This window comes from Achromobacter veterisilvae, assembly GCF_900496975.1.
Lineage (GTDB): Bacteria > Pseudomonadota > Gammaproteobacteria > Burkholderiales > Burkholderiaceae_B > Achromobacter > Achromobacter veterisilvae.
The window spans coordinates 64,693-90,744 of the sequence record NZ_UFQC01000021.1 but is presented as its reverse complement, the minus strand read 5'-3'; the positions used below and the strand labels follow the sequence as shown (position 1 = coordinate 90,744).

Here is a 26,052-nt window from a genome sequence, read left to right as displayed (position 1 = left end):
CCGCCGGTCAGCCGTTGCGGAAGGCGTGGTCCATGTCCGCGATCAGGTCTTCCTCGTGCTCCAGCCCGATGGATACCCGGATCAGCCCTTCGGACACGCCGGCCGCATCGCGCTCGGCCGCCGGCACGCCGGAATGCGTGGTGGACGCGGGATGGCAGATCAGGGATTCAGTGCCCCCCAGGCTCACCGCCGACCGGAACAGGTGCAGCGCGTTGATGAAGCGGAAGGCCTCGGCCCGCCCCCCTTCCAGCACGAACGCGAAGGTGGAGCCCGGCCCCGTGCACTGGCGCTTGTAGACCTCCTGGTAGGCGCGGTCGGCGATCAGTTCGGGGTGATATATCCGCACCTTTTCGTGCGGATTGCCCGACAGCCATTGCGCCACCTTGGTCGCGGTGCGCGCCGCCTGCTTCATGCGCAGCACCACGGTTTCCATCGAACGCGTGATCATCCAGCAGGAATGCGGGTCCAACTGCGAGCCGAACGCGCTGCGGATGGCGCGCACCTTCTTGATCAATTCCTTGCTGCCCGTGACGGCGCCCGCCACCAGGTCGCTGTGGCCGCCCACGTACTTCGTGAGCGAATACACGCACAGGTCCACGCCGTGCTCGACGGGCTTCTGGAAGATCGGCCCCAGCAGCGTGTTGTCGCACACCGAAATCGGGCGGTAGCCGTGCCGCGCCTCGAACGCGTCCAGCTCGTTCTTCATGGCTTCGAAGTCGATCAGCGCGTTGGTCGGATTGGCGGGCGTTTCCACATAGAAGAGGCGGACCGGCCCCTGGGCCGCCGCGGCCTCCAGCGCCGCGCGCATGCTGTCGGCCGACAGGCCGTCGCGGATGGCGTGCGAACCGATGCCCCACTCCGGGAAGATCTTGGAGATCAGGGTCTCGGTGCCGCCGTACAGGGGCACCGACTGCACCAGTTGGTCGCCCGGGCGCAGGAACGCCAGGAATACCGCGCTGATCGCCGACATGCCGCTGGAAGTCACCGCGGCGTCCTGCGAGCCGTCCAGCAGCGCCAGCCGGTCTTCCACGATTTCCAGGTTGGGATGGTTGAAGCGGCTGTACACCAGCCCCGCCGACTCGCCCTGCGGCAGGGGCTTGCGGCCCGACACCAGGTCGAAGAAGGCCGCCCCGTCCTCGGCCGAGCGGAAGGCGAAGGTGGAGGTCAGGAATACCGGCGGCTTGACGGCGCCCTCCGACAGAAAGGGGTCGAACCCGTAGGACATCATCTGCGTTTCCGCGTGCAGCGGACGGCCGAAGATGTCTTTCTTGTGATAGCTGGAGTAACTCATGGTCTGCCTCTCTCTGGGTTTGCGGGCCCCCGGCAGGGACTGCCGGAGCGGGCGCGTCACGCATGCGAAAACAATAGCGCCGGCGGCCTGGGGATGCATGGCAGTATGGCGTCACGCCGCGGCAATATTCTTTCCATTTACATTGCTGCAAAGCGATAATGGAAAACAATATTTCCCACATCGTCCATTCCATGAAAGATACTGCCTCGTTACATCAACTTGACGCGATCGATTGGAAAATCATGAAAATCCTTCAAGAAGATGGGCGGCTCAGCAACGCCGAGCTGGCCGAGCGCGTGTCGCTGTCCGCCTCGCCCTGCTGGAAACGCCTGAAGCGCCTGGAATCGTCCGGCGTGATCCGGGGCTACCAGGCCATCCTGGACCGCCGCGCGCTGGGCATGGGCGTGGTGGCCTTCGTCAGCATCTCGCTGGAGAACCACACGGAAAAGACCTGCCGCGCCTTCGAGGCCGGCGTGCTCGCCATGCCCGAGGTCCTGGCCTGCCACAACACCACCGGCCAGCACGACTACCTGCTGCACATCGTGGCGCGCGACTTCGACGCTTATTCGGAATTCGTGCGCAACCGCCTGCGCCCCCTGCCGGGCGTGAAGGAATTGCTCAGCACGCTGTCGATGCACGAGGTCAAGTCCTCGACCAAGCTGCACCTGTAAGGCCGCCCGGCGGCTATATCGTGCCGGGCACCACGCGGTTGCGGCCCTGGCGCTTGGCTTGATAGAGGCCGCGGTCGGCCGCCTGGATCAGCTCGGTGCACGGCTGCTCGCCGCGCGGCACCGCCGTGGCCGCGCCGATGCTGACCGTCAGCCAGGGGCCCGAGCCCGCGTCCCGCTGCGGAATCTGCATGGCCGCGACGGCGCGCCGCAGTTTTTCGGCGGCCAGCCGCGCGCCGCCGGCCGGCGTGCCCGGCAGCACCAGCGCGAACTCTTCCCCGCCGAAACGGGCCGCCAGGTCGCTGGACCGGTCGCAACTGGCGAAGATGGTATTGGCCACGCGCTTGAGCGCCTCGTCGCCCGCGATGTGGCCGTAGGTATCGTTGTAGGACTTGAAATAGTCCACGTCGATCATCAGCATGCTGATCTCGCGGCCGTCGCGGCGCGCGCGCAGCCATTCCGCATTGAGGTATTCGTCGAAATAGCGCCGGTTGCCCAGGCCCGTCAGCCCGTCGGAATTCGTCAGCCGGCGCAATTCCATGTTGCTTTCCAGCAATTGCTGCTGGCTCTGGCGCAAGGCCTGGTAGGCCTCGTCGCGCTGCACCAGCGCCAGATACGAGCGCGAGTGGTAGCGGATGCGCGCCACCAGCTCGATGGAATCGGGCAGCTTCACCAGGTAATCGTTGGCGCCCGCCCCGAAGGCGGCGCTCTTGCTCGCCGGATCCTCCTTGGTGGACAGCACGATGATGGGAATGTCGCGCGTCACGGGATGGCTGCGGTATTCCTGCACCAGGCTCAGCCCGTCCACGCCCGGCAGCGCCAGGTCCTGCAGGATGACGGTGGGCCGGGTCTGGATCGCCATGGCCAGCGCCTTGTCGGGGCCCGAGCAATAGTGGAAATCGATATTGCCCTCCGAGGCCAGCGCCCGCCTGACGGCCTCGCCCACTATCACCTGGTCGTCGACCAGCAACACCATCGCCGCGTGCGAATGCAGGCTCGCCGAGGCCGAACTCTCTATGGAAGGGTACATGGTCAGTCCTTCGTTTCCGGCGAGGTGTCGAATTCCTCGTGCCGGAAAACCTTTGTGCAGGGTCAATTCGCCGATAGGGCCGAAACATTCTGGAACAAAGTAGAGCCGTCCCCCAGAGTATTACGAAATGTGGAGTTCGTCGGTAATTATTGCAAAGCCATGGGCTATCAGCCACGAAAAACGCCGCGATCGGGTGCCGAAACCCGCCGCCTACGCGGCCGGCCGCCACAAGGCGGCGGGCGGACGGTGCTCCACCCAATCGCGCGCCTGCCCATAGGCGTGCGCCAGCCGCAGCACGGCCAGGTCGCCCCGAGGCGGGCCGATCAATTGCATGCCCATGGGCAGCCCGGCGGCATTGAAACCCACCGGCACGCTGATCACCGGGCAGCCGGCCAGCGTCCAGGGCGTCACCGTCTCCATCCAGCGGTGGTAGGTGTCCATGGGGCGCCCGGCGATCTGCCTGGGCCAGTCCAGCTTCGCATCGAACGGGAATACCTGGGCCGACGGCACCGCCAGGTAGTCCACCTCGCCGAACATGCGCAGCACCGCCTGGTACCACGCGCTGCGCTCCTCGGTGGCCTGGTACACCTGCCGCGCCGTCATGCCGTCCAGCCCTTCCACTTCCCAGATCAGCGCCGGCTTGACCAGCTTGCGCGTCTCGGGGTTCTGGACCAGGGCATGGAACTGTCCGCCCACCATCAGGTGGCGGTGCGCCAGCCAGATCCGCCACAGGCGGTCGCCGGCGAACGGCACCCGGTAGTCCACCGCCTCGCAGCCCACCGCCGCCAGGTCGCCCAGGGCCCGTTCGCACAGGTCCAGGATGCCCGGCTCCATCGGCAGGTAGCCGTTCCAGTCGCCCAGCCAGCCCACGCGCTTGCCGCGCAGGTCGGCGTCCAGCGGCCCGGCGAACTGCGCCGGGTCGTCCGACAGCGACAGCGGCACGCGCGGGTCGTGGCCGGCCATCGCCGACAACAGCAGCGCCACGTCGCGCGGAGTGCGCCCCATCGGGCCTTCGTACGACAGTTGCTTGAGGAACACCTCGGGCGCCGGCCCGAAAGGCACGCGCCCGGCCGACGGCCGCATGCCGTAAACGTTGCAGAACGCGGCCGGATTGCGCAGCGAGCCGCCGAAATCGCTGCCGTCGGCCACCGGCAGCATGCGGGCCGCCAGCGCGGCGGCCGCGCCGCCGCTGCTGCCGCCCGCGGTCTTGGAAGGATCGTAGGGGTTGCCGGTGGTGCCGTACACCGGGTTGTAGGTATGCGACCCCAGGCCGAACTCCGGCACGTTGCTGCGGCCGATGAAAATGGCGCCGGACGCCCGCAGGCGCTCGATCATGATCGAATCGTGCTGCGTCACCTGGTCTTTGTAGACGAGCGAGCCCATGGACGTGACCATGCCCCGCACCGCCGTCAGGTCCTTGGGCGCCTGCGGCATGCCATGAAGCCAGCCCAGCCACTGCCCCGCGTCCAGCTGGGCGTCGCGTTCGGCGGCCTCGCGCATCAGTTCGTCGCCGTCGCGCCGGGCGACGATGGCGTTGAGCTTGGGATTGACCCGGTCGATGTGCGCCAGGTAGGCCGCCATCACTTCGCGGCAGGACACGCGGCGCTGGCGGATCGCTTCCGACAGCGCGTGCGCCGGCATCGCCACGATATCGTCCAGGCCGGGGACCGGGGCCTCGGTGGCAGGGTTCATGCATGTCTCCTTGTCGCGCCGCGGAATCCGCCGGCGCGGGTATTGTGTTGGGCGCGCCGGCGGAAATCCGGGCGCGCGCAAACAATACTACGCGACGCGCCGTCCCTTCGCGGCTAGCGGGCCGCCTGCCCGGCGCCGATCAGGTCGATCAGGCCGTCGGACAGCGTGCCTCGCCAGCTCAGGTAATCGTGGCCGCCCTCCACCTCCTGGTGGGTGACCCGGTAACCCTTGGCGGTGAGCACATCGCGCAAGCGCCGGTTGCTGTCGAGGATCCCCGGCTGGCCGCCCCGGCCCATTTCGAAGCGCCCCGCCACCAGGTAGAAGCGCACCGGCAGCTTGCGCGCCGCCGCGAACTGCCGCGCCAGCCACTGGTCCTCTTCGCCCGGCTGCCCCCACCAGTACGAGCCGGACTGGCTCAGCACGTTGCCGAACACCTCGGGATGGCGCAAGGCGGCGTAGGACGAGGCCAGGCCGCCGTAGCTGGAGCCGCCGACGACCGTGCGCGCGGCCGGCGCGGCGATGCCTTGCTCCCGGGCCCACGGCATCAGCTCGCGCGCCAGGAAGTCGGCGAAGTCCGGATTCGGCGGCAGCTCCGCGGATCGCGAATCCGCGGTCGGGTTCGAGATCAGCACCGCCGCCGTGGGCGGAATGACGCCCTCGGCGATCATGTTGTCCAGGATCGTCGGCGTGGGCACGCGGCTGAGATACGGCCCCGCGTCGAACAGCACCAGCACGTGGTTGCCGGGCGCGTCCGGCCGCCAGCCGGCGGGGCGGTACAGGTGGATATCGCGCGTGTTGCCCAGGATCCTGCTGCGCAGGGACTTGGCCTCCACCGTGCCGGCCGGGACGCCGGGGCGCGGCGCCACCCAGGGCTGCGGCGGCGCGCCGGCCAGTTCCAGCACCGAGGAATACTGGAACGCGTCCACGCCGCGCTCGGGGTAGGCCTTGGGGTTCAGCGGATCGGCCTGCGCGGTGGCCAGGATCGCGCGGCGCCGCGCGGTGTCGGAAGCAGGCAGCTCCGGCACGTCCGGCGCCAGCTTGTACGACAGGCGCGCCGAGCGCGCCAGCACGAAACTCCGGTACCAGACGTCCGAGGTTCCCAACCGCGCCAGCGGCGCGTGGTCGGACGAGGGACCGCCGAACAGCCGCACGTTGCGCTGCGCGCCGCGCCACAGGAAGGTCACCCGGTCATGCGCGGCGTCGACGGGCTCGATCAGCGGCGCGCCCGAGGCCGCGATCTCGCGCCAGAAGGCATCGGTGCCGCCGCCCTGCTCCAGCGCGCGCGCCAGCGCCGCGAGCCGCGGACTGTCGATGGCGGGCGCGGGCTCGGGCGCGCGCTGCGCCGACAGCGGCACGCGCTCGGACACCGCCCAGCGGTACGCGCCCCGCCCCTGCGCCCGCAGCGTGTAGCGGCCATCGTCCGGCGCCACCAGCATCAGGCCGCCGGCGGGCCGCTCGGCGTCGCTCAGGCGGCGCACGTGCCTGCCCGACGCATCCAGCAGGTCCAGCGTCACGCCGCTGTCGGCCGCCCACTCCCCGGCCAGGAATTCGCCCTTTTGCAGAGTCAGCGCGGTATCCGCCGGCGCCTGCGGCGACACCCGCCCTTCCGCGCTCTGCGCCAGGGCGGCCCCCGATGCCGCGCCAGCCAGGGCCAGCGCCAGCCATCCGGCGCGCCACCGATGCGTATTGCGTTGCTGCGTCACTTGCCTGCTCTCCTGCTTGCGTGTCGACGGATCCGCCCCGCGCGAAACTGCCTCGCGGCCCGCCCTCACATTAATGGGAATCAATATCATTATCCACTGAAACCCGGCCCTCCGCGGGCGCGCAGGCCCCGCCGCCGCGTTTGCGCCAGATCAAACCGCGCCGGCCCCGGCCCGCCCTATCATGCGCGGATTCCCCCCTTGCCAGGAGACGCCCATGGCCGCTGCCGACCTCTGCACCGAAGCCGAAATCCAGGAACTGGTGCATGCCTTCTACGGCAAGGCGCGCGCCGACGCGGCGCTCGGCCCCGTCTTCGACAGCCAGGTGCACGACTGGGACGAGCATCTGAGGACGCTGTCCGACTTCTGGTCCGCCGTGCTGCTGGGCACCCGCCGCTTTTCCGGCATGCCCATGCCCAAGCACGTGGCCATGCCCAACCTGAGCGCCGAACTGTTCGAGCGCTGGCTGGCGCTGTGGCGCGAAACCACCGACGCCCTGCCCAACCGCGCCCTGGCGGACGCGGCCCAGGAAATGGCCCAGCGCATGGCGCGCAGCCTCTGGTACGGCTACCAGCTCAGCCGCGACCCGAGCCAGCCCCTGACGGACCTGCGCCCCGCCTGATCACTCCACCCGCCACCAGCCGGGCAACAGGCCGCGGACCTTCGCGCGCCGGTAGCGGTCGTCGATCAGGTGGACCGTGCCGACGTCCTGCTCGGTGCGTATCACCCGGCCGGCCGCCTGCACCACCTTCTGCATGCCCGGGTACAGATAGGTGTAGTCGTAGCCGTTCTCTTCGCCATAGCGCCGGTCCATGGCGCGCTTGATGTGTTCGTTCACCGCGTTCACCTGCGGCAGCCCCAGCGTGGCGATGAAGGCGCCGATCAGGCGCTTGCCCGGCAGGTCCACGCCTTCCGAGAACGCGCCGCCCAGGACGGCGAACCCCACGCCCCGCCCGGTCTCGGAAAACCGCGCCAGGAACGCGGCGCGGCCGGCCTCGTCCATGCCGGGGGTCTGCATCCATACCGGCACGTCCGGATGGCGCTCCCGCATCAGGTCCGACACCCGGCGCAGGTAGTCGAAGCTGCTGAGGAACCCCAGGTAGTTGCCCGGCCGCTCGGCGTACTGCTGCGCGATCAGGTCCACGATGGGCGCGAGCGAGCGCTCGCGGTCGCGAAAGCGCGTGGATACGTTGCCCACCACCCGCACGGCCAGTTGCTCCGCCTGGAACGGCGCGGCCACGTCGATCCACGCGGCCTGCGCGGGCAGGCCCAGCGTGTCGCGATAGAACTGCTGCGGGCTGAAGGTGCCGGAGAACAGCACCGTGGCGTGCGCGGCCGCGTAGCGCCCCGCCAGGTACGGGGCGGGAATCACGTTGCGCACGCACAGCGTCGACGGCGGCGTCTTGGCGCCGGCCGCGCCCGGAGCGTCCAGGGTCACGTCGAACAGCGCGTGCGAACCGAACTGCTCGGCCAGGCGCATGAAGTGCAGCGCCTCGAAGTAGAAGCCCAGCACCGGATCGTCCTGCGCCAGGGGCGACAGGCCCATGTGGTCGGTGATCGCCGCCACCGCCTTCTGCACCGCCGCCAGCACGCCCGCCGGGGCCTCGTCGTAGGCCTGGTAGGCCTCCGCCTGCTTTTTGTTCAAGGCGTTCCATGAACGGTTCAGGCCGTCCAGCGCCTTTTTCAGCGGCTTGGGCGCGGCGTAGCGCGCGGCCGACAGCGCGGCCTGGCCGAGTTCGCCCGTGTACATGCGGCGCGCCCGGTCCACCAGGTTGTGCGCCTCGTCCACCAGCACCGCGACCTTCCACTGGTGGGCCTGGGCCAGCGCGTACAGCATGGCGGTGGAGTCGTAGTAGTAGTTGTAGTCGCCCACCACCACGTCGCTCCACCGCGCCATTTCCTGCGACAGGTAATAAGGGCACACCTGGTGCTCGTCGGCCGTGCGGCGCAGCACCGCCGCGTCCAGGCGGACGTGCGCCAGCGCGGCTTCGCGGGCCCGCGGCAGGCGGTCGTAGAAGCCCTGGGCCAGCGGGCAGGATTCGCCGTGGCAGTCCTTGTCGGGGTGCACGCAGGCTTTGTCGCGCGCCTGCATATCCAGCACCCGCAGGCGCGGGGCCGCCGGCTGCGCGTTGACGGTTTCCAGCGCTTCCAGCGCCAGGGCGCGGCCCGGCCCCTTGGCGGCCAGGAAGAAAATCTTGTCCAGGCCCGAACCCGGGCAGGCCTTCAGCAAGGGAAAGAGAGTGCCCAGCGTCTTGCCGATTCCGGTGGGCGCCTGCGCCATCAGGCAGCCGCCGTCGCGGGCCGTCCGGTACGCGGCCACGGCCAGCTCGCGCTGCCCGCCGCGGAACGCCCCGTATGGGAACGCCAGCGCCTCCAGCGCCGCGTCGCGCGCCTGCCGGTGGGCCAGCTCGGTCCTGGCCCACGCCAGGAAGCGGCCGCACTGCTCCTGGAAGAACGCCGCCAGCGCCGCCGCGTCGTGCGTTTCCGTCAGCACCGTTTCTTCTTCCGTGACCACGTTGAAGTACACCAGCGCCACGCGCAATTGCGCCAACCCCCGCTCCTGGCACAGCAGATGGCCGTAGACCCGCGCCTGCGCCCAGTGCGCCGCGCGGTGGTTGTCGCGCACGCCGTCCAGCCGGCCGCGATAGGTCTTGACCTCTTCGAGCTGGTTGGCCGCGGGGTCGTAGCCGTCGGCGCGCCCGCGCACCCGCAGGTTCTCGTAGTCGCCCGACAGCGGCACCTCGGTCTCGTAGGCGGGGCCGCGCCGGTCCGCCACGAGAGCATGCCCCGCCATGCCTTCCAGCCCGCTGGGCGCCGGCGTGAAGCGCGAATCCAGGTCGCCGGCGCGGGCCGTGAACTCGCACAGCGCCCGGACCGCCACTGAATAGCTCATACCGGATCCTCCCGCCAGCTCACGTGGCAGACGCTGACCGGCATGCCGTGCGCCACGCAGTATTCCAGCCAGCGGATCTGGTTGTCCTGCAGCTTGTCGCCCGGCCCCTTCACCTCGATCAGTTCGTAGCGCCGCTCGCCCGGCCAGAAGCGGACGAGGTCGGGCAGCCCCGAACGGTTGGTCTTGACATCGCGCAGCAGCCGCAGGAAGAACAGCTTCAGGTGCGCGGCGGGCAGGCAGTCCAGCGCCTGCGCCAGCAGCGGTTCGGACAGCGCCCCCCAGAACACGAACGGCGACTGCACGCCGCGCTTGTCGGCATAGCGCGCCAGGATGGTGTCGCGGTAGCCGGGCGTATCGAGCTGCGCCAGGCATTCGGCGAAATGCGCCTCGCGCCGCGAATGGAAATCGGGCGCGTCCAGGTCCGCCGGCCCGCGCTGGAACGGATGGAAGAACGCGCCGGGCACGGGCGCGAACACCGCCGGCCAGCACAGCAGGCCGAACAGCGAATTGATGAGCGCGTTTTCCACATAGTGCACCGGCGCGTCGTCGCGGTGCAGGTGGTCGCGCGCCACGAATTCCACCGGCGCGGGCTGCGCGGGACGCGGCAGGGCCAGGTCCTGGCGCGCCACCGCGGGCGGCCGCCGGCGCGCCGGGGCGCCCTGCCCCGCGCCGCGCAGCAGGCGCGGCATCATGCGCGCCAGCCGCTGGCTTTCCTCTTCGCTTTCGGGCGCGGCCTGCGCCTGCGCCGCCAGCGCCAGCGCGTCGCCGAACCGTGCCATGCGTTCATACACCCGGATGCGCCGGTGGCGCGCGCCCGGATAGGCGCACAGCGCGTACACCCGCTGCGCGGCCTCCCAGTCCTGGGCCCGTTCGCAGGCCTGGCCGATGCGCAGCAGCATCTTGCCGCGCCGCTTCTCCAGCCAGGCGTTGTCGCTGGCGCAGGCGTCCACCGCCGGCAGCAGCGCCTCCACGCCCGCCCCGTCTTCCAGGGCCTGGCGGCATGCGTGCAGCGCGAGGTAGCGGTCGACGTCGGCGCGCGCCTGGAACGCGCGCGACGCCGCGTCGAACGGCACGGTCTCGTACTGGAACACGCCCAGGTCCGCCAGCACGAATTCCGACCAGTCCTGGCGCAGATTGCCGAAGAACATGAGGCGGAACCGTTCGCACAGGTCCGCCGCCATGACGCGCCAGACGGGCTCGCCAGCCCGCGGGTGCCAGGCGGCATAGGATTGCGGCTGGGGGTGCAGCGGCCGCAGCGCTTCCAGCAGGTCCGCCTTGCGGGCGCCGGGCTTGGCCGGCGCGCCGGGGAACAGCGCGGCGAGTTCGGCCTTGGTATGCAGGCCGAAAAGTTCGTCCAGCGTCATGGGCGCGCCGGCGTCCAGCCAGCCCAGCGCCTCCAGCGGCGCGGCGGCTTCACGGGTGCCGGGGATCTCTTCGTAGGCCAGCCGGGTGGCGCGGAACCAGGGCCCGCGCCGCATCAGCATGCGCACCATCAGCGCCCGCGACGCCTGCGGCAAGGCCTGGAAATCCGCCAGGAAACGGAGTTCGGCGGCATCCAGCAGGTCGGCGTAGCGTTCGGCCACCCACGCCAGCGCGCGCTCGAAATTGTGCAGGTAGTAATAGCGGTACGGAGGAAACATCGGCGCTGCCGGATAGCTGGGTATTTATCCAGTAATCATAGCAGGCCGGCGGCCGGCCTTGCCGGAAAGCCCGGGAGCTTTCCGGCAAGGCGCGGCCGGCGAGGCGCCACGCCGCGGGCCTTGGGCGCCTCAGCGCGCCGGCTGCGGCGCGGCCCCGACGTCCTTGCGCACCTTGGCCACGTCGGCGGCGCTGACCGACGCCCCCTGGTTGCCCCAACTGGACCGCACGAAGGTCACCACGTCGGCGACTTCCTTGTCGGTCATGCGCCAGTCGAAGCCCGGCATCGCGTACGCGGTCGGCGCCGCCGAGGTCCCCGGCACCTGCGCGCCTTTCAGCACGATGTGGATCAGGGACGCCGGATCCGCCGAGTTCACCGTGGAGCTGAGCGCCAGTTGCGGGAACGTTTCCGTATAGCCCTTGCCCGTGCTGCGGTGGCAGGCCGCGCAGTTGTTGAGGAAGGCCATCGCGCCGTCGCTCTTGTCCTTGCCGGTGCGCAGGGCCTGCGCCACGGACCCGTCGTAGGCGAGCGGCTTCGCGTCCTTGTTCGCCGGAGGCAGGCTCTTCAGGTACGCCGCGATGGCGTTGACGTCGGCGTCGGACAAATGCTGCGTGCTGTCGCCGACCACCTGCGCCATGCCGCCGAAGGCCGCCGAATGGCCGTTGCGGCCGGACTTCAGGAAGGCCGCGATGTCCTCCTGGCTCCAACTGCCCAGGCCGTCGGCCATGTCGCCCCGCAGGTTCTTGGCGAGCCAGCCTTCAACCACGCCGCCCGACAGGAAGGCCGAGCCGTCCGCCTCGGTCAGCGCCTTTTCCTGCAAGGCGAAGCCGCGCGGCGTATGGCAGGTGCTGCAATGGCCCAGGCCTTCCACCAGGTACTGGCCGCGCAGCAGCGCTTCGCGGTCGGCGCCCTTGAGATCGCTGGCCGCGGGCCCGCTCACGGCGTCCGGCGCGAACATCCAGCGCCACACGCCCAGGGGCCAGCGCATCGACAGCGGCCAACTGATGTCGGTGTCCTTGTTGGCCTGCTTCACCGGCTCGACGCCATGCATGAAGTAGGCGTACAGGGCCTTCACGTCGTCGGGCGCGACCTTGGCGTACGCCGTGTACGGCATGGCCGGATACAGCGAATGCCCGTCCTTGGACACGCCGTGGCGCACCGCCCGGTCGAAGTCCTCGTAGGTGTAGTCGCCGATGCCGGTTTCCTTGTCCGGCGTGATGTTGGTGGAATAGATCGTGCCCAGCGGCGACTCGATGCCCAGGCCGCCCGCGAACGGCTTGCCGCCCTTCGCGGTGTGGCAGGCGATACAGTCGCCGGCGCGCGACAGGTACTCGCCCTGCTTGATCAACTGCGCATCGGCCGGCGTGCCGTCGGCCGCCCACGCGGATCCCGCGACCAGCGCGGAGAGCGCCGCAACAATGGTCTGCTTAATCATTGTTCCGTCTCCTTACGCCTGGACCAGCGGGCCGGGGTTCTTCAGGTACTGGTCGCGGATCGCCTGCGCGGCCCAGAAAGCCAGGGCGCCCACCAGTCCCGTCGGGTTGTAGCCCATGTTCTGCGGGAACACACAGGCCCCCATCACGAACACGTTGGACACGTCCCAGCTCTGCAGGTACTTGTTGACCACGCTTTCCTTCGGGTTGGACCCCATGATGGCGCCGCCCGTGTTGTGCGTGCTCTGGTAGACGCGCGTGTCGTAGCGCGCGCCCTTCTTGCGCACCGCGACGAAGTGCTTCTCGGGCTTCATGGCCTTCGCCACCTCGTCCATGCGCTTGCCCATGTAGCCCAGCATGTCGAATTCGTTGTCGTGCCAGTCGAAGGTCATGCGCAGCAGCGGCTGGCCGAAGCTGTCCTTGTAGGTCGGGTCCAGCGACAGGTAGGCGTCGCGGTACGACATCACCGAACCGGAAATGCCGATGGTCATGTAGCGCTGGTACGCGTCCTGAACGCCCGCCTTCCATGCCGTGCCCCAGGTCGGGGTGCCCGGCGTGGTGGGCGTCATCTTGATGGGACGCCCGCCGTAGCGCACGTGGCGGATGCTGGCCCCGCCCAGGAAGCCCAGCGGGCCGTGGTCGAACTGGTCGCCGTTCAGGTCGTCCATGCCGACGCCGCCCGCGCCCGTGCCCACGAAGGGATTGAGCTGCGTGCCCTTGGGCAGCAGCACGTTCACCGCGCCGTTCATCTGGTAGGCGTAGTTCTTGCCGACCGTGCCTTCGTTGGTCTTGGGATCGTAGGGCTTGCCGATGCCCGACAGCAGCAGCAGGCGCACGTTGTGCATCTGATAGGCCGACAGGATCACCAGGTCGGCGGGCTGCTCGACTTCGCGGCCCTGCGCGTCGATGTAGGTCACGCCCACGGCCTTCTTGCCGGTCGAATCCAGGTTGACGCGGATCACGTGCGATTGCGTGCGCAACTCGAAGTTGGGCTTCTTCAGCAGCACCGGCAGGATGGTCGTCTGCGGCGATGCCTTCGAATACATGTAGCAGCCGTAGTTCTCGCAGAACCCGCAGAAATTACAGGGCCCCAGGCGCACGCCGTACGGATTGGTGTACGGGCCCGACGCGTTGGCCGCGGGCGCCGGATACGGATGGAAGCCGACCTCGCGCGCGGCCTTGTCGAACAACTGCGCGCCATAGGTGGTGGTCAGGGGCGGCAGCGGGAATTCCTTGCTGCGCTTGCCTTCCAGCGGGTTGCCGCCTTCGACGATCTTGCCGTTCAGGTTGCCGGCCTTGCCCGACGTGCCGCACACGTATTCGAACTTGGTGAAGTACGGCTCCAGTTCGTCGTAGGTCACGCCGAAATCCTGGATGGTCATGCCTTCGGGGATGAAGCTCTTGCCGTAGCGCGTCTCGTAGCGCGTGCGCAGTTCCAGCTCTTCGGGCAGCACCCGGTAGTGCATGCCGTTCCAGTGGAAGCCCGCCCCGCCCACGCCGGTGCCCAGCAGGAACGAACCGTTCTGGCGGTACGGCACGGCCACGTCGTCCACGCCGTGGCGGATGGTCACGGTTTCCTTGGACAGGTCCTGGAACAGCTTGCCGCGCACGGAGTACGCCAGTTCGTCGATCACCTTCGGGTACTCGGCGTCCTTGGGCGTGTCCTGCATGCCGCCGCGCTCCAGCGCCAGCACGTGCAGGCCGGCTTCGGTCAGTTCCTGGCCCAGGATCGCGCCGGTCCAGCCGAACCCGACCAGCACCGCGTCAACTTTCTCTTTCTTGATCGCCATGGCTCAGCCCTTTTCCCCAGAGATCGAAACGGGACCGTAGGGGTACTTCACGTTGGGCTGGTCCACCCAGTCCATGTAGTCGGCGCGAGCCCCCGGAAAGCCCACCATCTTCCAGCCCACCATGTTCTTGTTGCCGCCGTACATCGGATCGGCGAAGAACCCTTCCTTGGTGTTCGACAGCAGGAAGCTGAAGAACGTCCTGGACGGAACGGTCTCGAACTCGATCTTGCCGCCCTGCAGGTCCTTCAGGATCTGTTCCTGCAACGGCTTGTCCAGTTCGGCGTAGACCTTGCCGTGCGTTTTCACGCACCAGGCGTCGCAGGCCTGGATGCCGTTGCGGTAGACCTCGCGCGGATTCTGGTTGAGCTGGTAGCCCAGTTCCGGCACCACGTCGGGATGAAACGGCCCCTGCATGTACCAGAGCTTGCCGTGGCCGAACGGCGTTTCCATCTGGCGGTCGATGAATTCCGGCACGCCGGCTTCGATGGCGCCGGGGCCGTAGTCGTCGGCGGGAATCAAGTGGTCGACGGCCGCGACGATGAAGGCCCATTCGGCCTTGGTGAAATAGGTGGGTTCATAGGGCTTGGCCGCGCGCGCGGCGGCGCTCTCCGGGCCGTTGGTACAGCCGGTGGCCATTGCGCCCACCGCCAACGTCGACGCCGGCACGATGGCCAACGCCTGCAGGAACCGCCTGCGCGGCTTTGCGTCTTCTGTCATAGACATCTCCGTGAATACTCCAAGTTGTCCTAGCGACTGCGAACATGAACCTGGAAACACGAACCGCCGAGCTAGTGACAACACGCTCTTCGCTTACAGAAAATCGACCGTTCCTGTGAATAGGGACACAAGAAAAGGTGGGGACATTATGCGCTCTTTCGAGCATCTGATATGCCCGCCGGACCGTATCAGTTCGATTTTCTTGACATGAAAATGTCTTTTGCTTTAAGGACTACGTAAGACGCCTGAAAACGCGGGCTTTTCTGACAAGGCCATGAACGGTTTCCTCGCATTCCATTGCGCGCCGACGCGCGCCGCGCACTGCCCAACGCATTAACAACGCTAATAGGACCGTCTGTTTATTTAATTGGTCCTGCCCTGCCCCGGACACTACAGTGTCATCGATCCATGGGGAGGGAACACGTGTCGCCGCACCAACAACCCACACGCCGGACGCTGGACATCCTGGCAACCTTGATCGCCTTTCCGACCGTCAGCCGGGACTCCAACCTGGGCCTGATCGAATGGGTGCGCGACTGCCTGCGCGGGCACGGCATCGGCGCCCGCCTCAGCTACGACGACTCCGGCGCCAAGGCGAACCTGTTCGCCACCATCGGGCCGGACCTGCCCGGCGGCATCGTGCTGTCGGGACACACCGACGTCGTGCCCGTCGACGGGCAGGACTGGAGCAGCGACCCTTTCAAGGCCCGCATCGCGGACGGGCGCCTCTATGGCCGCGGCGCCTGCGACATGAAGGGCTTTCTCGCGGCCGTGCTCGCCTGCGTCGACCGCCTTGCGGCGGCGGAACTGCGACGTCCGGTCCACCTGGCCTTCACCTACGACGAAGAGGTCGGCTGCAAAGGCGTCAGGACCCTGCTGGCCGACCTGCAAGCCGCGCGGATCTCGCCCGCGGCCTGTATCGTGGGCGAGCCCACCGGCATGCAGGTCGTGACCGCGCACAAAGGCAGCCGCAACTACCGCTGCTGCGTCCGCGGCAAGGAAGCCCACGCGTCGCGCACCCAGGACGGCGTCAACGCCATCGAATATGCCGCGCGCCTCATCGGCCGCATCCAGGACCTCGCCGACGAGTACGCCCTGGCGCCCCGCGAGGACAGCGCGTTCGACACCCCTTACGACACGCTTCAGACCGCCCTCGTCAACGGCGGCCTGGCGCGCAACATCGTGCCGCGCGACTGCGAATTCATCTTCGGCTACCGCTATCTGCCCGACAGCGATCCCGACCGCATCGTGGGCAGCGTCCAGGACTACGCCCGCGACCACGTGCTGCCGCGCATGCGGCGGAAATTCGCCGCGGCCGACATCCTGTTCGAAAAGCAGTCCGACAACCCCGCCCTGCGCCCGGGGCCCAACGCCGCCATCGCCCGCTTCGTCATGGGCCTGTCCGGCGCGGGCCATGCCGGCCCCCACGTGAGCTACATGACCGAAGGCGGGCTGTACCAGCAGGCCGGCGTCGCCTCCGTCATCTGCGGGCCGGGCAGCATCGAACAGGCCCACCGGCCCGACGAATACGTGGAGCTGAGCCAGCTCGCCCGCTGCGAAGCCATGGTCGCCGGACTTTGCGAGCATGCCGCCGAATTCCAGACCGATACGGAAACGACAGGAGAAGCCCGATGACCCCTCGCCCGACACGCGCTTTGCGCCACACGGCGGCCGCCCTCATGGCCGCGCTGGCGGTCCCCCTGTGCGCGCCCGGCGCGCATGCGCAGGCGCCCGCGCCGCTGAAGGACTACCCACGGCAGGCCATTACGCTGATCTCGCCCTTTCCGCCCGGCGGCGGCAACGACGGGGTCGCCCGCCTGCTGGCCAACGAACTCGGCCGCATCACCGGCCAGTCCGTGGTGGTCGAAAACCGGTCCGGCGCGGGAGGCAATATGGGAACCGCCGCCGTGGCCCGCGCCAAGCCCGACGGCTATACCCTGGTGCTTTCGCAGAACAGCGTCATGGCGGTGAATCCCGCCATCTACAAGAACACGGGCTTCGACGCGCTGAAGGACTTCGCCCCGGTATCGCAGATCACCTCGGCCCCGCTCGCGCTGGTGGTCAGGAGCGAAAGCCCCTACCGCACGCTGGCCGACTACCTGAACGACGCCAAGGCGCGGCCCGGCGCCGTCACCTACGCCACGCCCGGCAACGGCACGCTGTCCCACCTGACGGGCGTCCTGCTCGCGCGCCAAAAGGACCTGTCGCTCGTGCACGTACCGTACCGGGGAGCCGGCCCGGCCGTCAACGACCTGCTGGGCGGCACCGTGGACATGCTGATCACCTCGCCGCCCTCCGTGGAGTCGCTGGTCACCGGCGGCAAGCTGCGTGTGCTCGGCGTCACGCACGAAAGCCGCATCGGCGCGTTCGAAACGGCGCCCACCCTGGCGGGCCAAGGCATCGAGAACGTGTCCATCGAAGGCTGGTACGGCGTCTTCGCCCCCGCCGGCACGCCGCCCGAACGCGTGGACTACCTGGCCTCGGCGATCGGCCAGGCGGCGCGCACGCCCGCCGTCCTCGACAAGATCCGCCAGGACGGCGCCGAAGTGGTGGCGAGCGAACCCGACGCATTCGCCCGCAAACTGCGGGACGAAACCACCTACTGGGCGGGCGTGGTCAAGAGCGCGAAGCTCGCGGTCGACTAAGGCCGCGCGGGGCGTTGCCGCGGCAAATCCGGCGGGTTCAACATCATGAATGCTTGCTGATCGCCCTGGCCGCCCGGATCACCAGCGGGCCCAGTTCACCGCGCGCGCGCTCCAGCGACCAGCGGGGCTTCGGCACCGAGATGTTCAGCGCGCCCATGGGCATCCCCTTGTCGTCATGGACCACCGCCGCCACGTTCAGATCCGCCGCGTAGAACTCTTCGTCCGCATAGGCGTACTGGTCCCGCCGGGCTTCGTCGATGAATGCGCGCAGCGTGGCGATATCTGTGGTGCTGCGCGGCGTGTGCTTGATGCGCGCAACGCTGCGCAGCTTGCGGTCCAGTTCGGCGGGGGGCAGCAGCGCCCACAATGCGCGTCCCGAGGCGGACGCCACGCACGGAATGCGCGTGCCTACGGGCATGTACTCGGGAATGTGCCGAGCTGGCGCCACGCGCATCACGAAAACCATATTGTCCTGGTCGTCGGGCACCCCCAGGTTGACGATTTCGCCGCATTCCTGGTTGACCTGATGCAGCACCGCGTGCGCGTGCTGGAACAAGGGCTGCCGGTATAGATAGCTGTAGCCCAGCCCGACGGCCTTGACCGTCACGCTGTAGCGCTTGGTGCGCGGATCCTTGTACAGATAGCCGCCCTGCTCCAGCGTGTAGGCCACGCGCTGCGCCGAGCCCATGGTGATGCCGTTCTCACGCGCGATTTCCTGCAGCGTCAGCGAGGCATGGGCGCGGAAGGACTCCAGCACGGCCAGGCCTTTTTCCAGCGACTGGATCATCAAGGGGGAAGGTTCGGCCATCTGGACTCCGGGCAAAAGAATAGGCATGGCGATCGCGGCCCCAGGCAAACCCTAGGTGTTCGGCTCCGGGCACGCGAGGTATAAAAACGCCAGAGATATCTCTATCCGTATTCTATTATCGAATAGCGATAACATCATATAAAGGATGGGCGGCGCAAGTGCCGATATCGCCGGATCTGACGCATTCCCTCCCGCCACCCGCCTCGGTCGACGTGGCCATCGTCGGCGCCGGCATCATCGGCGTGAGCACCGCGTATGCGCTGGCCCGCGCCGGCGTGCGCGTCGCGGTATTCGAAAAAGGCGCGGTGGCCTGCGAGCAATCCTCGCGCAACTGGGGGTGGGTGCGCACCCTGGGGCGGGACTTGCCCGAAGTCCCGCTGGCGCTGCGCGCGAACCGGCTATGGGGCGAGATCCAAGACAAAGTCGATGTGGGCTTTCGCCGCAGCGGCATCCTGTACCTGCAGGAGTCCGACGCCGACGCGGCCGGGCACCAGGCATGGATCGACGGCGCGCGCGCCTATGGCATCGATGCCCGCCTGCTAGGCAGCCGCGAGGCCCGCGGCATGCTGCCGCAAACCGCGCGCGGCTGGACCGGCGCCCTGTACAGCGCCAACGACGGCGTGGCCGAACCGCAGTTGGCCGCTCCCGCCATCGCGGCGCTGGCGCGCGCCGCGGGCGTGCAGATTCTGGAAGGTTGCGCGGTGCGCGGCGTGGAACTCTCGGCCGGCCGCGTTTCCGCCGTGGTCACCGAGCACGGACGCGTCGCCGCCCAGGCCGTGCTGGTCGCCGCGGGCGCGTGGTCGCGGCTGTTCTGCGGCAACCTGGGCGCCGATTTCCCGCAACTGAAAGTCCGGGGCTCCGTGCTGCGCACCTCGCCCGTCGATGCCGGCCCCATGGCCGCCGTCAACGGCAGGAACTTCACCTGCCGCAAGCGCGCCGACGGCGGCTACACGGTGTCCCAGTTCGGCGCATCGATGGCCGACGTCGTGCCGGACAGTTTCCGGCTCATGCGCCTTTTTCTCCGGTCCTGGATGGCCAACCGCGATTTCGTGCGGCTGCGTTTCGGCAAGCGCTTCTTTGAAGAGCTGGGGATTCCTCGCCATTTCCCCATGGACCGCGCCTCGCCCTTCGAGCGGCATCGCGTGCTGGATCCCCGTCCATCGGCGCGCGGCATCGAACAGGCCTGGCGCCGGCTGGTGCACGCGTTTCCCGCGTTCCGCGATGCGCGCATCCAGCAATCGTGGGCGGGCTATATCGACGTGACCCCGGACGCGATGCCGGTGATGGACGCCGTGCCGCGCCTGCCCGGCCTGTACCTGGCTTCGGGCTTTTCCGGGCACGGCTTCGGTATCGGTCCCGCCGCCGGCGAAGCCATGGCGCAGTTGATCCAGGGCCAGGCTCCCGCCATCGATCTGCACCCCTTCCGCTACGGCCGCTACGGTTCCTAGGAGGTTCCCCTCATGCCCACCCTTCAACTCGCCCGCCGCGCCGCCGCAATGGCGGGCCTGGCTGCCCTGGCCGCGCTGGCCCAGCCCTCCGCCGCGCGCGCCGACGCCTGGCCGGACAAGCCCATCCGCATGCTCGTCGGCTATCCCCCGGGCGGCGGCACCGACACCGTGGCGCGCGTGCTGGCGCAGCAATTGGGCAAACAACTGAAGCAGCCCGTCGTCGTGGAAAACCGCGCCGGCGCCAGCGGCACCATCGCCACTCAGCAGGTCGTCCGGTCCGAACCCGACGGCTACACGGTGCTGTTCGCCACGGCATCGCCCTTGACCGGCGCGCCGCTGACGGTCAAGGGCCTGGCTTACGATCCGATGAACGACCTGATCCCCGTTTCGCGTATCGGCGGCGGCCCCTTCATCCTCGTCGCCCACCCCGCGTTTCCGCCGAACACGCTGCCGGAACTGGTCGCCTACGCGCGCGCCCATCCCGGCGAAGTCAATTACGCATCGCCCGGCGTCATGACCGCCAACTACTTCTTCTCCGAGCAACTGAACATGGATGCCGGCATCAAGACCGTGCACGTGCCCTACAAAGGCAGCGCCGCCTTGCTGAACGACGTCATGGCCGGACAGGTGCAATACACGCTGGACACCCCGGGCACCACCCTGCCCCTCATCAAGTCCGGCAAACTCAAGGCGCTGGCGATTTTCAGCGACAAGCGCCTGGACCGCGCGCCCGACATCCCCACCGCCAAGGAAGGCGAATTCCCCAACATGGTGGGCGGCTCGTGGTACGGCCTGCTGCTGCCCAAGGGCACCCCGCCCGACATCGTGGACGCACTGTACAAGGCCACCAAGGTCGCCCTGTCCGGCGAAGAGGTGCGCCATGCGATGGAAGAACGCGACGTGATCATCGAAGGCAGCACCCCGGAACAGTTCCGCACCTACCTGCACGCCGAATTCAGGCGCTGGCAAGGCGTAACGCAGAAACTGGGCATCCAGCCGCAATGACCCGCCCGCACAGCCCCCATGCGCCGCGCGCGAACGCGCGCCCCAAATGCCGGAGACCTTCATGACCGCCACACCCTATGCGCCCGACCTGACCTCGGGCAGCGCGCCGACTTCCATGCGCCCCACGCTCGCCGGCCTGAACCACATGATCTCGGCCGGCCACTACCTGGCGACGCAGGTGGGCATGGACATCCTGCAGGCCGGCGGCAACGCGGTCGACGCGGGCGTGGCGGCGGGCATTGCGCTGGGCGTGGTGCAAAGCGACATCGTGAACTTCGGCGGCGTCGCGCCCATCCTGGTCTACCAGGCAAGCACCGGGCGCGTCTCCAGCATATCCGGCCTGGGCCACTGGCCCCAGGCCGCCCGGCTGGAAACGTTCCTGGAAAAGCACGGCGGCACCATACCGGCGGGCGTGCTGCGCACCGTCATCCCCGCCGCGCCCGACGCCTGGATCACCGCCCTGGAACGCTTTGGCACCCTCAGCTTCGGCGAAGTCGCCGCCGGCGCGATACGCCTGGCCCGCGAAGGCTTCGTCATGTACCCGCTGATGGCCGAGGTCCTGGCCGAAAATGAAAAGAACTATGCCCGCTGGCCTTCCAGCGCGGCCATCTACCTGCCCGGCGGCAAGCCGCCCCCCGCCGGAGCCATCTTCCGCCAGACCGACCTGGCCGCCAACATCCAGTACATGGCCGACGAGGAACGCCTGCACCGGGGCCAGGGCCGCGCAGCCGGCCTGGCCGCCGCCCGCCGCGCCTTCTACGAAGGCGACATCGCGTCGGCCATCGTCAAGTACCACAAAGAAGAAGGCGGCCTGGTCACCCGCGACGACCTGCGCAATTTCTCCGTCGAAGTCGACCCCGCCCTGTCGACCGACTTCCGCGGCACCCAGGTCCATAGCTGCGGCTTCTGGTGCCAGGGGCCGTCGCTCCTGCAAATGCTGAACATCCTGGAGCCGCGCGACCTGCGCGCCGTGGGCCACAACACCGCGCCCTACGTGCACCTGCTGACCGAAACCATCAAACTGGCCTTCGCCGACCGCGAAGTGCACTATGGCGACCCGCGCCACATCGACGTGCCGCAAACGGCGCTGCTGTCCAAGGACTATGCGCGCGCCCGCCTGGCCCTGATCGACCCGGATCGCGCCGGCCCCGACATGCCGCCCGCCGGCCGCCTGCCCGATGCGCGCGGCATCGACCTGCGCGCGGCCGGCCCGGACGACATGGCCCGCACCGATCCCCGGCTGGACACCTCCTACGTCGCGGTGGTCGACAAGGAAGGCAACGCCTTCTCCGCGACGCCCAGCGACGGCTCGTACAACGTGCCCGTCATACCCGGCACCGGCATCTGCGCCTCCGGGCGCGGCAGCCAGTCCTGGGCCGAAGCCGGCCACCCCTGCGCCATCGGCCCGGGCCGCCGCCCGCGGCTGACGCCGAACCCGTCCCTGGCCATCCGCCCCGGACAGTACGTCATGCCCTTCGGCACGCCCGGCGGCGACGTCCAGTGCCAGGCCATGCTGCAAACCTTCCTCAACATCGAAGTCTTCGGCATGGAAGTGCAGCAGGCCATCGAAGCGCCCCGCTTCGCCAGCTTCAGCTTCCCGTCCTCGTTCGAGCCGCACAACGCCATGCCCGGCCGGCTGATGATCGAAGACCTGATCGCCCGCGACGTCGGCGACCGGCTTGCGGCCATGGGACACACCGTCAAATGGTGGCAAGACCGCAGTTGGCGCGCCGGCGCCATGTGCGCGGTGAAGCACGACCTCGCGACCGGCATCCGCCACGGCGGCGCGGATCCACGCCGGCCGGCTTATGCGATGGGGTGGTGAAATGGAGCATGCGGCTGGGCGGGGTCCGCCGCCTTGCGGATGCCGCATGCGGAATCCAGCCCCAGCAGGATCATGTTCCGTTCATAGTCCTCGGCAAGCAGGCGAATGACGTCCAGGACGCCTTTCCCGCCGCCGCTCGCCAAGCCATAGAGCGCCGGGCGGCCGACAAATACGGCGCGGGCGCCCAGCGCCTGGGCGCGGACGATGTCGGCGCCGCTGCGCACGCCGCTGTCCAGGAACACCGGCACGCGATCGCCGACGCGGTCGACGATGCCTGGCAAAGCGCTGATCGACGAAGGCGCCGCGTCCAGTTGCCGGCCGCCGTGATTGGACACGATGATGCCGTCCGCACCGTGGCTTGCCGCCAACGCGGCATCCTCGGCATGCAGCACTCCCTTCAACAACAACGGACCGTCCCACAGGCCGCGCAGCCAGCGCAGGCTGTCCCATGTCAGGGACCTGTCCATACTTCTCGCCAGCAGCGACGCCTGGACCTCCAGCGGCAAGGCATCGGCGGGCCGTTCCGCCAGATTCACGAACCGCGGCAGGCCGCCCCTGAGCATCCGCAGCGCCCAGCCCGGACGCCGCGCCACGTCCCAGGCCAGCCGGGGCGTCATCCGGAACGGGATCCTGAAGCCGTTGCGCCCGTCGCGCCAGCGATTGCCCCCGACCGGCACGTCCACCGTCAGGACCAGCGCACGATAACCCGCCCCGCGCGCGCGGCGCAGCATCTGCTCCGCCAACCGCCGGTCCTGCATCACATACAACTGCAGCCACTGTTCGCCTCCGCCCGCCTGCGCCCGCACGTCCTCGGCGCGCTGGTTCGATGCCGTGGACAGGACGAACGGCACGCCGCTCTCCGCGGCGGCGGCAGCCAGCATGGCGTCGCCCCCGGGGCGAATCACGCCGTTCAACCCGGTCGGCGCCAGCGCGAACGGCAAGCGCCAGGTCGACCCGAACACGTCCACCGAGGTATCGACGCGGCGGGTGTCCCGCAGCACCCTCGGCATCAGCCTGATCCGCTCGAAGTCGGCCCGATTGGCGCCCAGGCACGTTTCGTATTCCGCCCCGCCGTCGATGAACTCGTATACAAACCTGGGCAGGGCCTTCCTGGCCCTGAGCCGGTAATCGTCAATCGTGATCGGCACGAGGCACCTACTGCAGGGAAATGCCGCGGTCGCGGATGATCTTGCCCCAGCGCTCGTTCTCCTGAGCCACGAAACGCGCCATCTCGTCGGGTGAACTGAACCAGGGCTCGACCGCGATGTTCGCGAAGAAATCGATCACCGCCTTCGATGCCAGCGCCGCGCCCAGCGCCCGGTTCAACGAGTCCACGACATCGCGGGGCGTCCCCGCGGGAACCAGCATTCCCTGCCAGGCGAAAGCCTCGAATCCGGTCAGGCCCTGCTCATGCAACGTTGGAATGTCCGGAAAGTGCTTCATGCGTTCGGGGCTGGCCACGCCCAAGACCTTGAGCCGCCCCGTCTTCATCTGCGGAACGACCGTCGACGCGTCCATCAGCGCGAACGACACCGCGCCCGCCATCAAGTCCGTCACCGCGGGCGCGCCTCCCCGGTAGGCCACGTGCGTCATCTTCAAGCCGGTCCGTTCGCGGAACAGCTCGGCGGCCAGATGCTGCGGAGAGCCCACGCCGGAGCTGGCGAAATTGGCGCTATCGGGGTTGGCTTCGGCCCAGCGAAGAAACTCGTCCAGATTGTTCGCGGGCACCTTGCTCGACACCACCAGCAGTATCGGATAACGCGCGTACAACCCCGCCGGCGCGAAGTCCTTCGCGCTGTCGTAGGGCAGATTGGCGAAAAGATGCGGATTGGCCGCCAGCGTCGCGAAATCGCCCGTGAAAACCATAGCCCCCTGCACCTTGGCATTGGCCACGTACGCAGCCGCGATGTTCGTGGCCCCGCCCGGCTTGTTGCTGACAAAAAAACCGCGGCCCATCTGCGCCCCGACACTTTCCGCGAGCTTGCGCGCAATGGCGTCCGAGCCGCCGCCCACCGGATAGGGATGCACCCATTCCACGGGTCTTTCACCCCCTTGCGCCAGACAGGCGGCCGCGCTCCCGCTGCCAGCCAACGCGAACAGGACTTTCAAGAATTGGCGCTTTCGCATGTCGCTTCTCTCCCGGTGAGGTCATATCGGATGGCGAGAGTGTGAAGCCCGGTGGCATTCCTGAGAATTGTTATTTCAGGCCTAAGTCATTACATTTCGGCATGGCCTACAACCTGCAAGAACTGCGCGCATTCCTCGCCGTCGTCGAAGACGGATCGCTGGGCAAGGCCGCCGACAAACTCGGCCTCACGCAGCCCGCGCTGAGCCGGATCGTCAAGCGCCTGGAAGCCTCCGTCGGCGAACCGCTGTTCGAGCGCCACACCGGCGGCATGCGCCTGACGGCCTATGGCAAGGCGCTGGCCCCGCATGCGCAACTACTTTGCCGCGAGGAAAGGATCGCCCGCGACGAAATCAACCGCATGCGCGGCCTGGCCGTGGGCGCGTTGCGCCTGGGCGTCACCGCGGGCGCGTCCGCGCTCTTCATCCCCAAGGCGCTGGGCGCGTTCCTGGAACGCTGGCCCGGCATCGCCGTCGACGTCGTGGAAGGCATCTGGGATGAACTGGCGACCCGCCTGGAGGCCTACCAGGTCGATCTGGTGATCGCCCCTGAGGCCCCGGAAACCGCGCGCATCGCCGCCGCCAGGGACTGTGCCTGGCACGAAAGCATGAATGTGATCGTCGGCGCCGACCATCCGCTGCACAGCGGATCGCCCATCGCCATGCAGGCTTTGCTGGCGGAGCGCTGGTGCTTCGTGCCCGAACGCACCGAGCCCCGCAACCGGCTGGTGTCCCTCTTCAGGAAGCAAGGCCTGGCACCGCCCGCGATCGCAGTGTCCAGCCCCTCGATTCCCCTCATCAAGAGCCTGGTCGCGCATTCCGGTTTCGTCAGTTGGCTGACCCGGCCCATGTACGGGGCTGAATTGAAGGCCGGCCTGATCCGCGAACTCCAGGTGGAAGGCCTGGGCCACGAGCGCCGGTTCGCCGCCTATCACCGGCGCGAAGGCATCCTGCCGGCGCCGGCCTTGCGCTTCCTGGATGAAATCCGGCGGCAGGCGGGATAGCGCCGGGGCCAGCTCGCCCCGGCGGACGCGATCTCGCCGCCTCGCTGCAGCACGTCGATCAGGATGAGCTGGCCGTCGTAGAACTGCTGGTTCCTGCCCAGGAGCTTGCCTTCCACCGTCTCGGTCGCGAAATCGTCCAGTCACGGATCGCCGGGTCTTGTCCCCCGCCCTTCATGGCGCGCTCGCCGGACGGCCCGCCGCTCCCCGGACAGGCCGTGAAAACGTTCGAAATCCGTACGTCCGGCTCGGTTTCGGACGCCCGCTCTCCTCTCTACTCGCGTCCGCCACGGCCCGCCGCGCACGCGCCTTCCCTCGCACAGCCCGGTTCCGACACATCGCG

Annotated in this window: 20 protein-coding genes; 8 read left to right on the top strand and 12 right to left on the bottom strand. The window is 68.6% G+C overall.

The window, feature by feature from the left end; all coding sequences use genetic code 11:
* Positions 1-7 precede the first annotated feature (7 nt).
* Entirely contained in the window at positions 8-1,291 is a 1,284-nt protein-coding gene (locus AVE30378_RS19610; RefSeq protein ID WP_129242527.1) for a cystathionine gamma-synthase family protein, read from the bottom strand.
* 191 nt (positions 1,292-1,482) lie between these two features.
* Here AVE30378_RS19610 and AVE30378_RS19605 point away from each other — a divergent pair, with 191 nt between their 5' ends.
* Positions 1,483-1,962 (top strand): Lrp/AsnC family transcriptional regulator, encoded by a 480-nt coding sequence (locus tag AVE30378_RS19605; protein ID WP_129242526.1) that lies wholly within the window; start codon positions 1,483-1,485, stop codon positions 1,960-1,962.
* A gap of 13 nt (positions 1,963-1,975) precedes the next feature.
* On the opposite strand, the gene AVE30378_RS19600 is transcribed toward AVE30378_RS19605, so the two are convergent.
* The 3 genes from AVE30378_RS19600 to fes form a co-directional block, all read right to left on the bottom strand.
* Entirely contained in the window at positions 1,976-2,989 is a 1,014-nt protein-coding gene (locus AVE30378_RS19600; protein WP_129242525.1) for a response regulator, read from the bottom strand.
* Between the two features lie 210 nt (positions 2,990-3,199).
* On the bottom strand, positions 3,200-4,681 hold the full coding sequence (locus AVE30378_RS19595; RefSeq protein ID WP_129242524.1) for an amidase: 1,482 nt from the start codon (positions 4,679-4,681) through the stop codon (positions 3,200-3,202).
* A gap of 113 nt (positions 4,682-4,794) precedes the next feature.
* Positions 4,795-6,384, bottom strand: a complete 1,590-nt coding sequence (fes, locus tag AVE30378_RS19590; RefSeq protein WP_244235105.1) for an enterochelin esterase — start codon at positions 6,382-6,384, stop codon at positions 4,795-4,797.
* A gap of 214 nt (positions 6,385-6,598) precedes the next feature.
* Between fes and AVE30378_RS19585 the strand changes: the two genes are divergently transcribed.
* Positions 6,599-7,003 (top strand): group III truncated hemoglobin, encoded by a 405-nt coding sequence (locus AVE30378_RS19585; RefSeq protein WP_129242522.1) that lies wholly within the window; start codon positions 6,599-6,601, stop codon positions 7,001-7,003.
* Here AVE30378_RS19585 and AVE30378_RS19580 read toward each other — a convergent pair whose 3' ends face one another.
* The 5 genes from AVE30378_RS19580 to AVE30378_RS19560 all read right to left on the bottom strand — a co-directional run bounded on the left by AVE30378_RS19580 (position 7,004) and on the right by AVE30378_RS19560 (position 14,853).
* Complete coding sequence (locus AVE30378_RS19580) at positions 7,004-9,274, bottom strand: ATP-dependent DNA helicase (RefSeq protein WP_129242521.1); 2,271 nt, start codon at positions 9,272-9,274, stop codon at positions 7,004-7,006. It abuts the gene before it with no gap.
* Positions 9,271-10,914 carry a VRR-NUC domain-containing protein gene (locus AVE30378_RS19575; RefSeq protein ID WP_129242520.1) on the bottom strand — a complete coding sequence of 548 codons (1,644 nt, stop codon included), beginning with the start codon at positions 10,912-10,914 and terminating at the stop codon, positions 9,271-9,273. Before AVE30378_RS19575 ends, AVE30378_RS19580 begins: the two co-directional genes overlap by 4 nt.
* 129 nt (positions 10,915-11,043) lie before the next feature.
* Positions 11,044-12,348: a c-type cytochrome gene (locus AVE30378_RS19570; RefSeq protein ID WP_129242519.1), complete on the bottom strand. Its 1,305-nt coding sequence runs from the start codon at positions 12,346-12,348 to the stop codon at positions 11,044-11,046.
* Between the two features lie 12 nt (positions 12,349-12,360).
* On the bottom strand, positions 12,361-14,136 hold the full coding sequence (locus AVE30378_RS19565; RefSeq protein ID WP_129242518.1) for a GMC family oxidoreductase: 1,776 nt from the start codon (positions 14,134-14,136) through the stop codon (positions 12,361-12,363).
* A gap of 3 nt (positions 14,137-14,139) precedes the next feature.
* Positions 14,140-14,853 carry a gluconate 2-dehydrogenase subunit 3 family protein gene (locus AVE30378_RS19560; RefSeq protein WP_129242517.1) on the bottom strand — a complete coding sequence of 238 codons (714 nt, stop codon included), beginning with the start codon at positions 14,851-14,853 and terminating at the stop codon, positions 14,140-14,142.
* Positions 14,854-15,261: 408 nt separating this feature from the next.
* Here AVE30378_RS19560 and argE point away from each other — a divergent pair, with 408 nt between their 5' ends.
* Positions 15,262-16,488: an acetylornithine deacetylase gene (gene argE, locus AVE30378_RS19555; RefSeq protein ID WP_129242516.1), complete on the top strand. Its 1,227-nt coding sequence runs from the start codon at positions 15,262-15,264 to the stop codon at positions 16,486-16,488.
* The gene (locus AVE30378_RS19550; protein ID WP_341868035.1) at positions 16,485-17,498 is read left to right on the top strand and encodes a Bug family tripartite tricarboxylate transporter substrate binding protein; all 1,014 of its coding nucleotides are present in this window, start codon (positions 16,485-16,487) and stop codon (positions 17,496-17,498) included. Before argE ends, AVE30378_RS19550 begins: the two co-directional genes overlap by 4 nt.
* A gap of 43 nt (positions 17,499-17,541) precedes the next feature.
* Here AVE30378_RS19550 and AVE30378_RS19545 read toward each other — a convergent pair whose 3' ends face one another.
* Entirely contained in the window at positions 17,542-18,306 is a 765-nt protein-coding gene (locus AVE30378_RS19545; protein WP_244235104.1) for an IclR family transcriptional regulator, read from the bottom strand.
* A gap of 158 nt (positions 18,307-18,464) precedes the next feature.
* On the opposite strand from AVE30378_RS19545, the gene AVE30378_RS19540 reads away from it, so the two are divergent.
* The 3 genes from AVE30378_RS19540 to AVE30378_RS19530 all read left to right on the top strand — a co-directional run bounded on the left by AVE30378_RS19540 (position 18,465) and on the right by AVE30378_RS19530 (position 22,584).
* On the top strand, positions 18,465-19,754 hold the full coding sequence (locus AVE30378_RS19540; RefSeq protein ID WP_129242515.1) for an NAD(P)/FAD-dependent oxidoreductase: 1,290 nt from the start codon (positions 18,465-18,467) through the stop codon (positions 19,752-19,754).
* A 12-nt stretch (positions 19,755-19,766) separates the two neighbouring features.
* Positions 19,767-20,759 (top strand): Bug family tripartite tricarboxylate transporter substrate binding protein, encoded by a 993-nt coding sequence (locus AVE30378_RS19535; protein WP_129242514.1) that lies wholly within the window; start codon positions 19,767-19,769, stop codon positions 20,757-20,759.
* A 61-nt stretch (positions 20,760-20,820) separates the two neighbouring features.
* Positions 20,821-22,584 carry a gamma-glutamyltransferase family protein gene (locus AVE30378_RS19530; protein WP_129242513.1) on the top strand — a complete coding sequence of 588 codons (1,764 nt, stop codon included), beginning with the start codon at positions 20,821-20,823 and terminating at the stop codon, positions 22,582-22,584.
* Here the strand turns inward: AVE30378_RS19530 and AVE30378_RS19525 are convergent.
* Both AVE30378_RS19525 and AVE30378_RS19520 read right to left on the bottom strand, forming a co-directional pair.
* Positions 22,566-23,732 carry an alpha-hydroxy acid oxidase gene (locus AVE30378_RS19525; protein WP_129242512.1) on the bottom strand — a complete coding sequence of 389 codons (1,167 nt, stop codon included), beginning with the start codon at positions 23,730-23,732 and terminating at the stop codon, positions 22,566-22,568. The two genes, AVE30378_RS19530 and AVE30378_RS19525, sit on opposite strands and share 19 nt — an antisense overlap.
* A gap of 7 nt (positions 23,733-23,739) precedes the next feature.
* A complete protein-coding gene (locus tag AVE30378_RS19520; RefSeq protein WP_129242511.1) occupies positions 23,740-24,711 on the bottom strand; it encodes a Bug family tripartite tricarboxylate transporter substrate binding protein in 972 nt (323 codons plus the stop codon).
* Between the two features lie 101 nt (positions 24,712-24,812).
* Here AVE30378_RS19520 and AVE30378_RS19515 point away from each other — a divergent pair, with 101 nt between their 5' ends.
* The gene (locus AVE30378_RS19515) at positions 24,813-25,712 is read left to right on the top strand and encodes a LysR family transcriptional regulator (protein WP_129242510.1); all 900 of its coding nucleotides are present in this window, start codon (positions 24,813-24,815) and stop codon (positions 25,710-25,712) included.
* Positions 25,713-26,052: the final 340 nt, after the last annotated feature.

Bases quoted from the DNA above. Each gene is read 5' to 3' on its own strand.
- AVE30378_RS19530 (WP_129242513.1), top strand. From the start codon at position 20,821: ATGACCGCCACACCCTATGCGCCCGACCTGACCTCGGGCAGCGCGCCG.
- AVE30378_RS19580 (WP_129242521.1), bottom strand. From the start codon at position 9,274: ATGAGCTATTCAGTGGCGGTCCGGGCGCTGTGCGAGTTCACGGCCCGC.
- argE (WP_129242516.1), top strand. From the start codon at position 15,262: ATGGGGAGGGAACACGTGTCGCCGCACCAACAACCCACACGCCGGACG.
- AVE30378_RS19550 (WP_341868035.1), top strand. From the start codon at position 16,485: ATGACCCCTCGCCCGACACGCGCTTTGCGCCACACGGCGGCCGCCCTC.
- AVE30378_RS19595 (WP_129242524.1), bottom strand. From the start codon at position 4,681: ATGAACCCTGCCACCGAGGCCCCGGTCCCCGGCCTGGACGATATCGTG.
- AVE30378_RS19575 (WP_129242520.1), bottom strand. From the start codon at position 10,914: ATGTTTCCTCCGTACCGCTATTACTACCTGCACAATTTCGAGCGCGCG.
- AVE30378_RS19570 (WP_129242519.1), bottom strand. From the start codon at position 12,348: ATGATTAAGCAGACCATTGTTGCGGCGCTCTCCGCGCTGGTCGCGGGA.
- AVE30378_RS19605 (WP_129242526.1), top strand. From the start codon at position 1,483: ATGAAAGATACTGCCTCGTTACATCAACTTGACGCGATCGATTGGAAA.
- AVE30378_RS19535 (WP_129242514.1), top strand. From the start codon at position 19,767: ATGCCCACCCTTCAACTCGCCCGCCGCGCCGCCGCAATGGCGGGCCTG.
- AVE30378_RS19515 (WP_129242510.1), top strand. From the start codon at position 24,813: ATGGCCTACAACCTGCAAGAACTGCGCGCATTCCTCGCCGTCGTCGAA.
- AVE30378_RS19560 (WP_129242517.1), bottom strand. From the start codon at position 14,853: ATGACAGAAGACGCAAAGCCGCGCAGGCGGTTCCTGCAGGCGTTGGCC.
- AVE30378_RS19545 (WP_244235104.1), bottom strand. From the start codon at position 18,306: ATGGCCGAACCTTCCCCCTTGATGATCCAGTCGCTGGAAAAAGGCCTG.
- AVE30378_RS19565 (WP_129242518.1), bottom strand. From the start codon at position 14,136: ATGGCGATCAAGAAAGAGAAAGTTGACGCGGTGCTGGTCGGGTTCGGC.
- AVE30378_RS19520 (WP_129242511.1), bottom strand. From the start codon at position 24,711: ATGCGAAAGCGCCAATTCTTGAAAGTCCTGTTCGCGTTGGCTGGCAGC.
- AVE30378_RS19600 (WP_129242525.1), bottom strand. From the start codon at position 2,989: ATGTACCCTTCCATAGAGAGTTCGGCCTCGGCGAGCCTGCATTCGCAC.
- AVE30378_RS19585 (WP_129242522.1), top strand. From the start codon at position 6,599: ATGGCCGCTGCCGACCTCTGCACCGAAGCCGAAATCCAGGAACTGGTG.
- AVE30378_RS19610 (WP_129242527.1), bottom strand. From the start codon at position 1,291: ATGAGTTACTCCAGCTATCACAAGAAAGACATCTTCGGCCGTCCGCTG.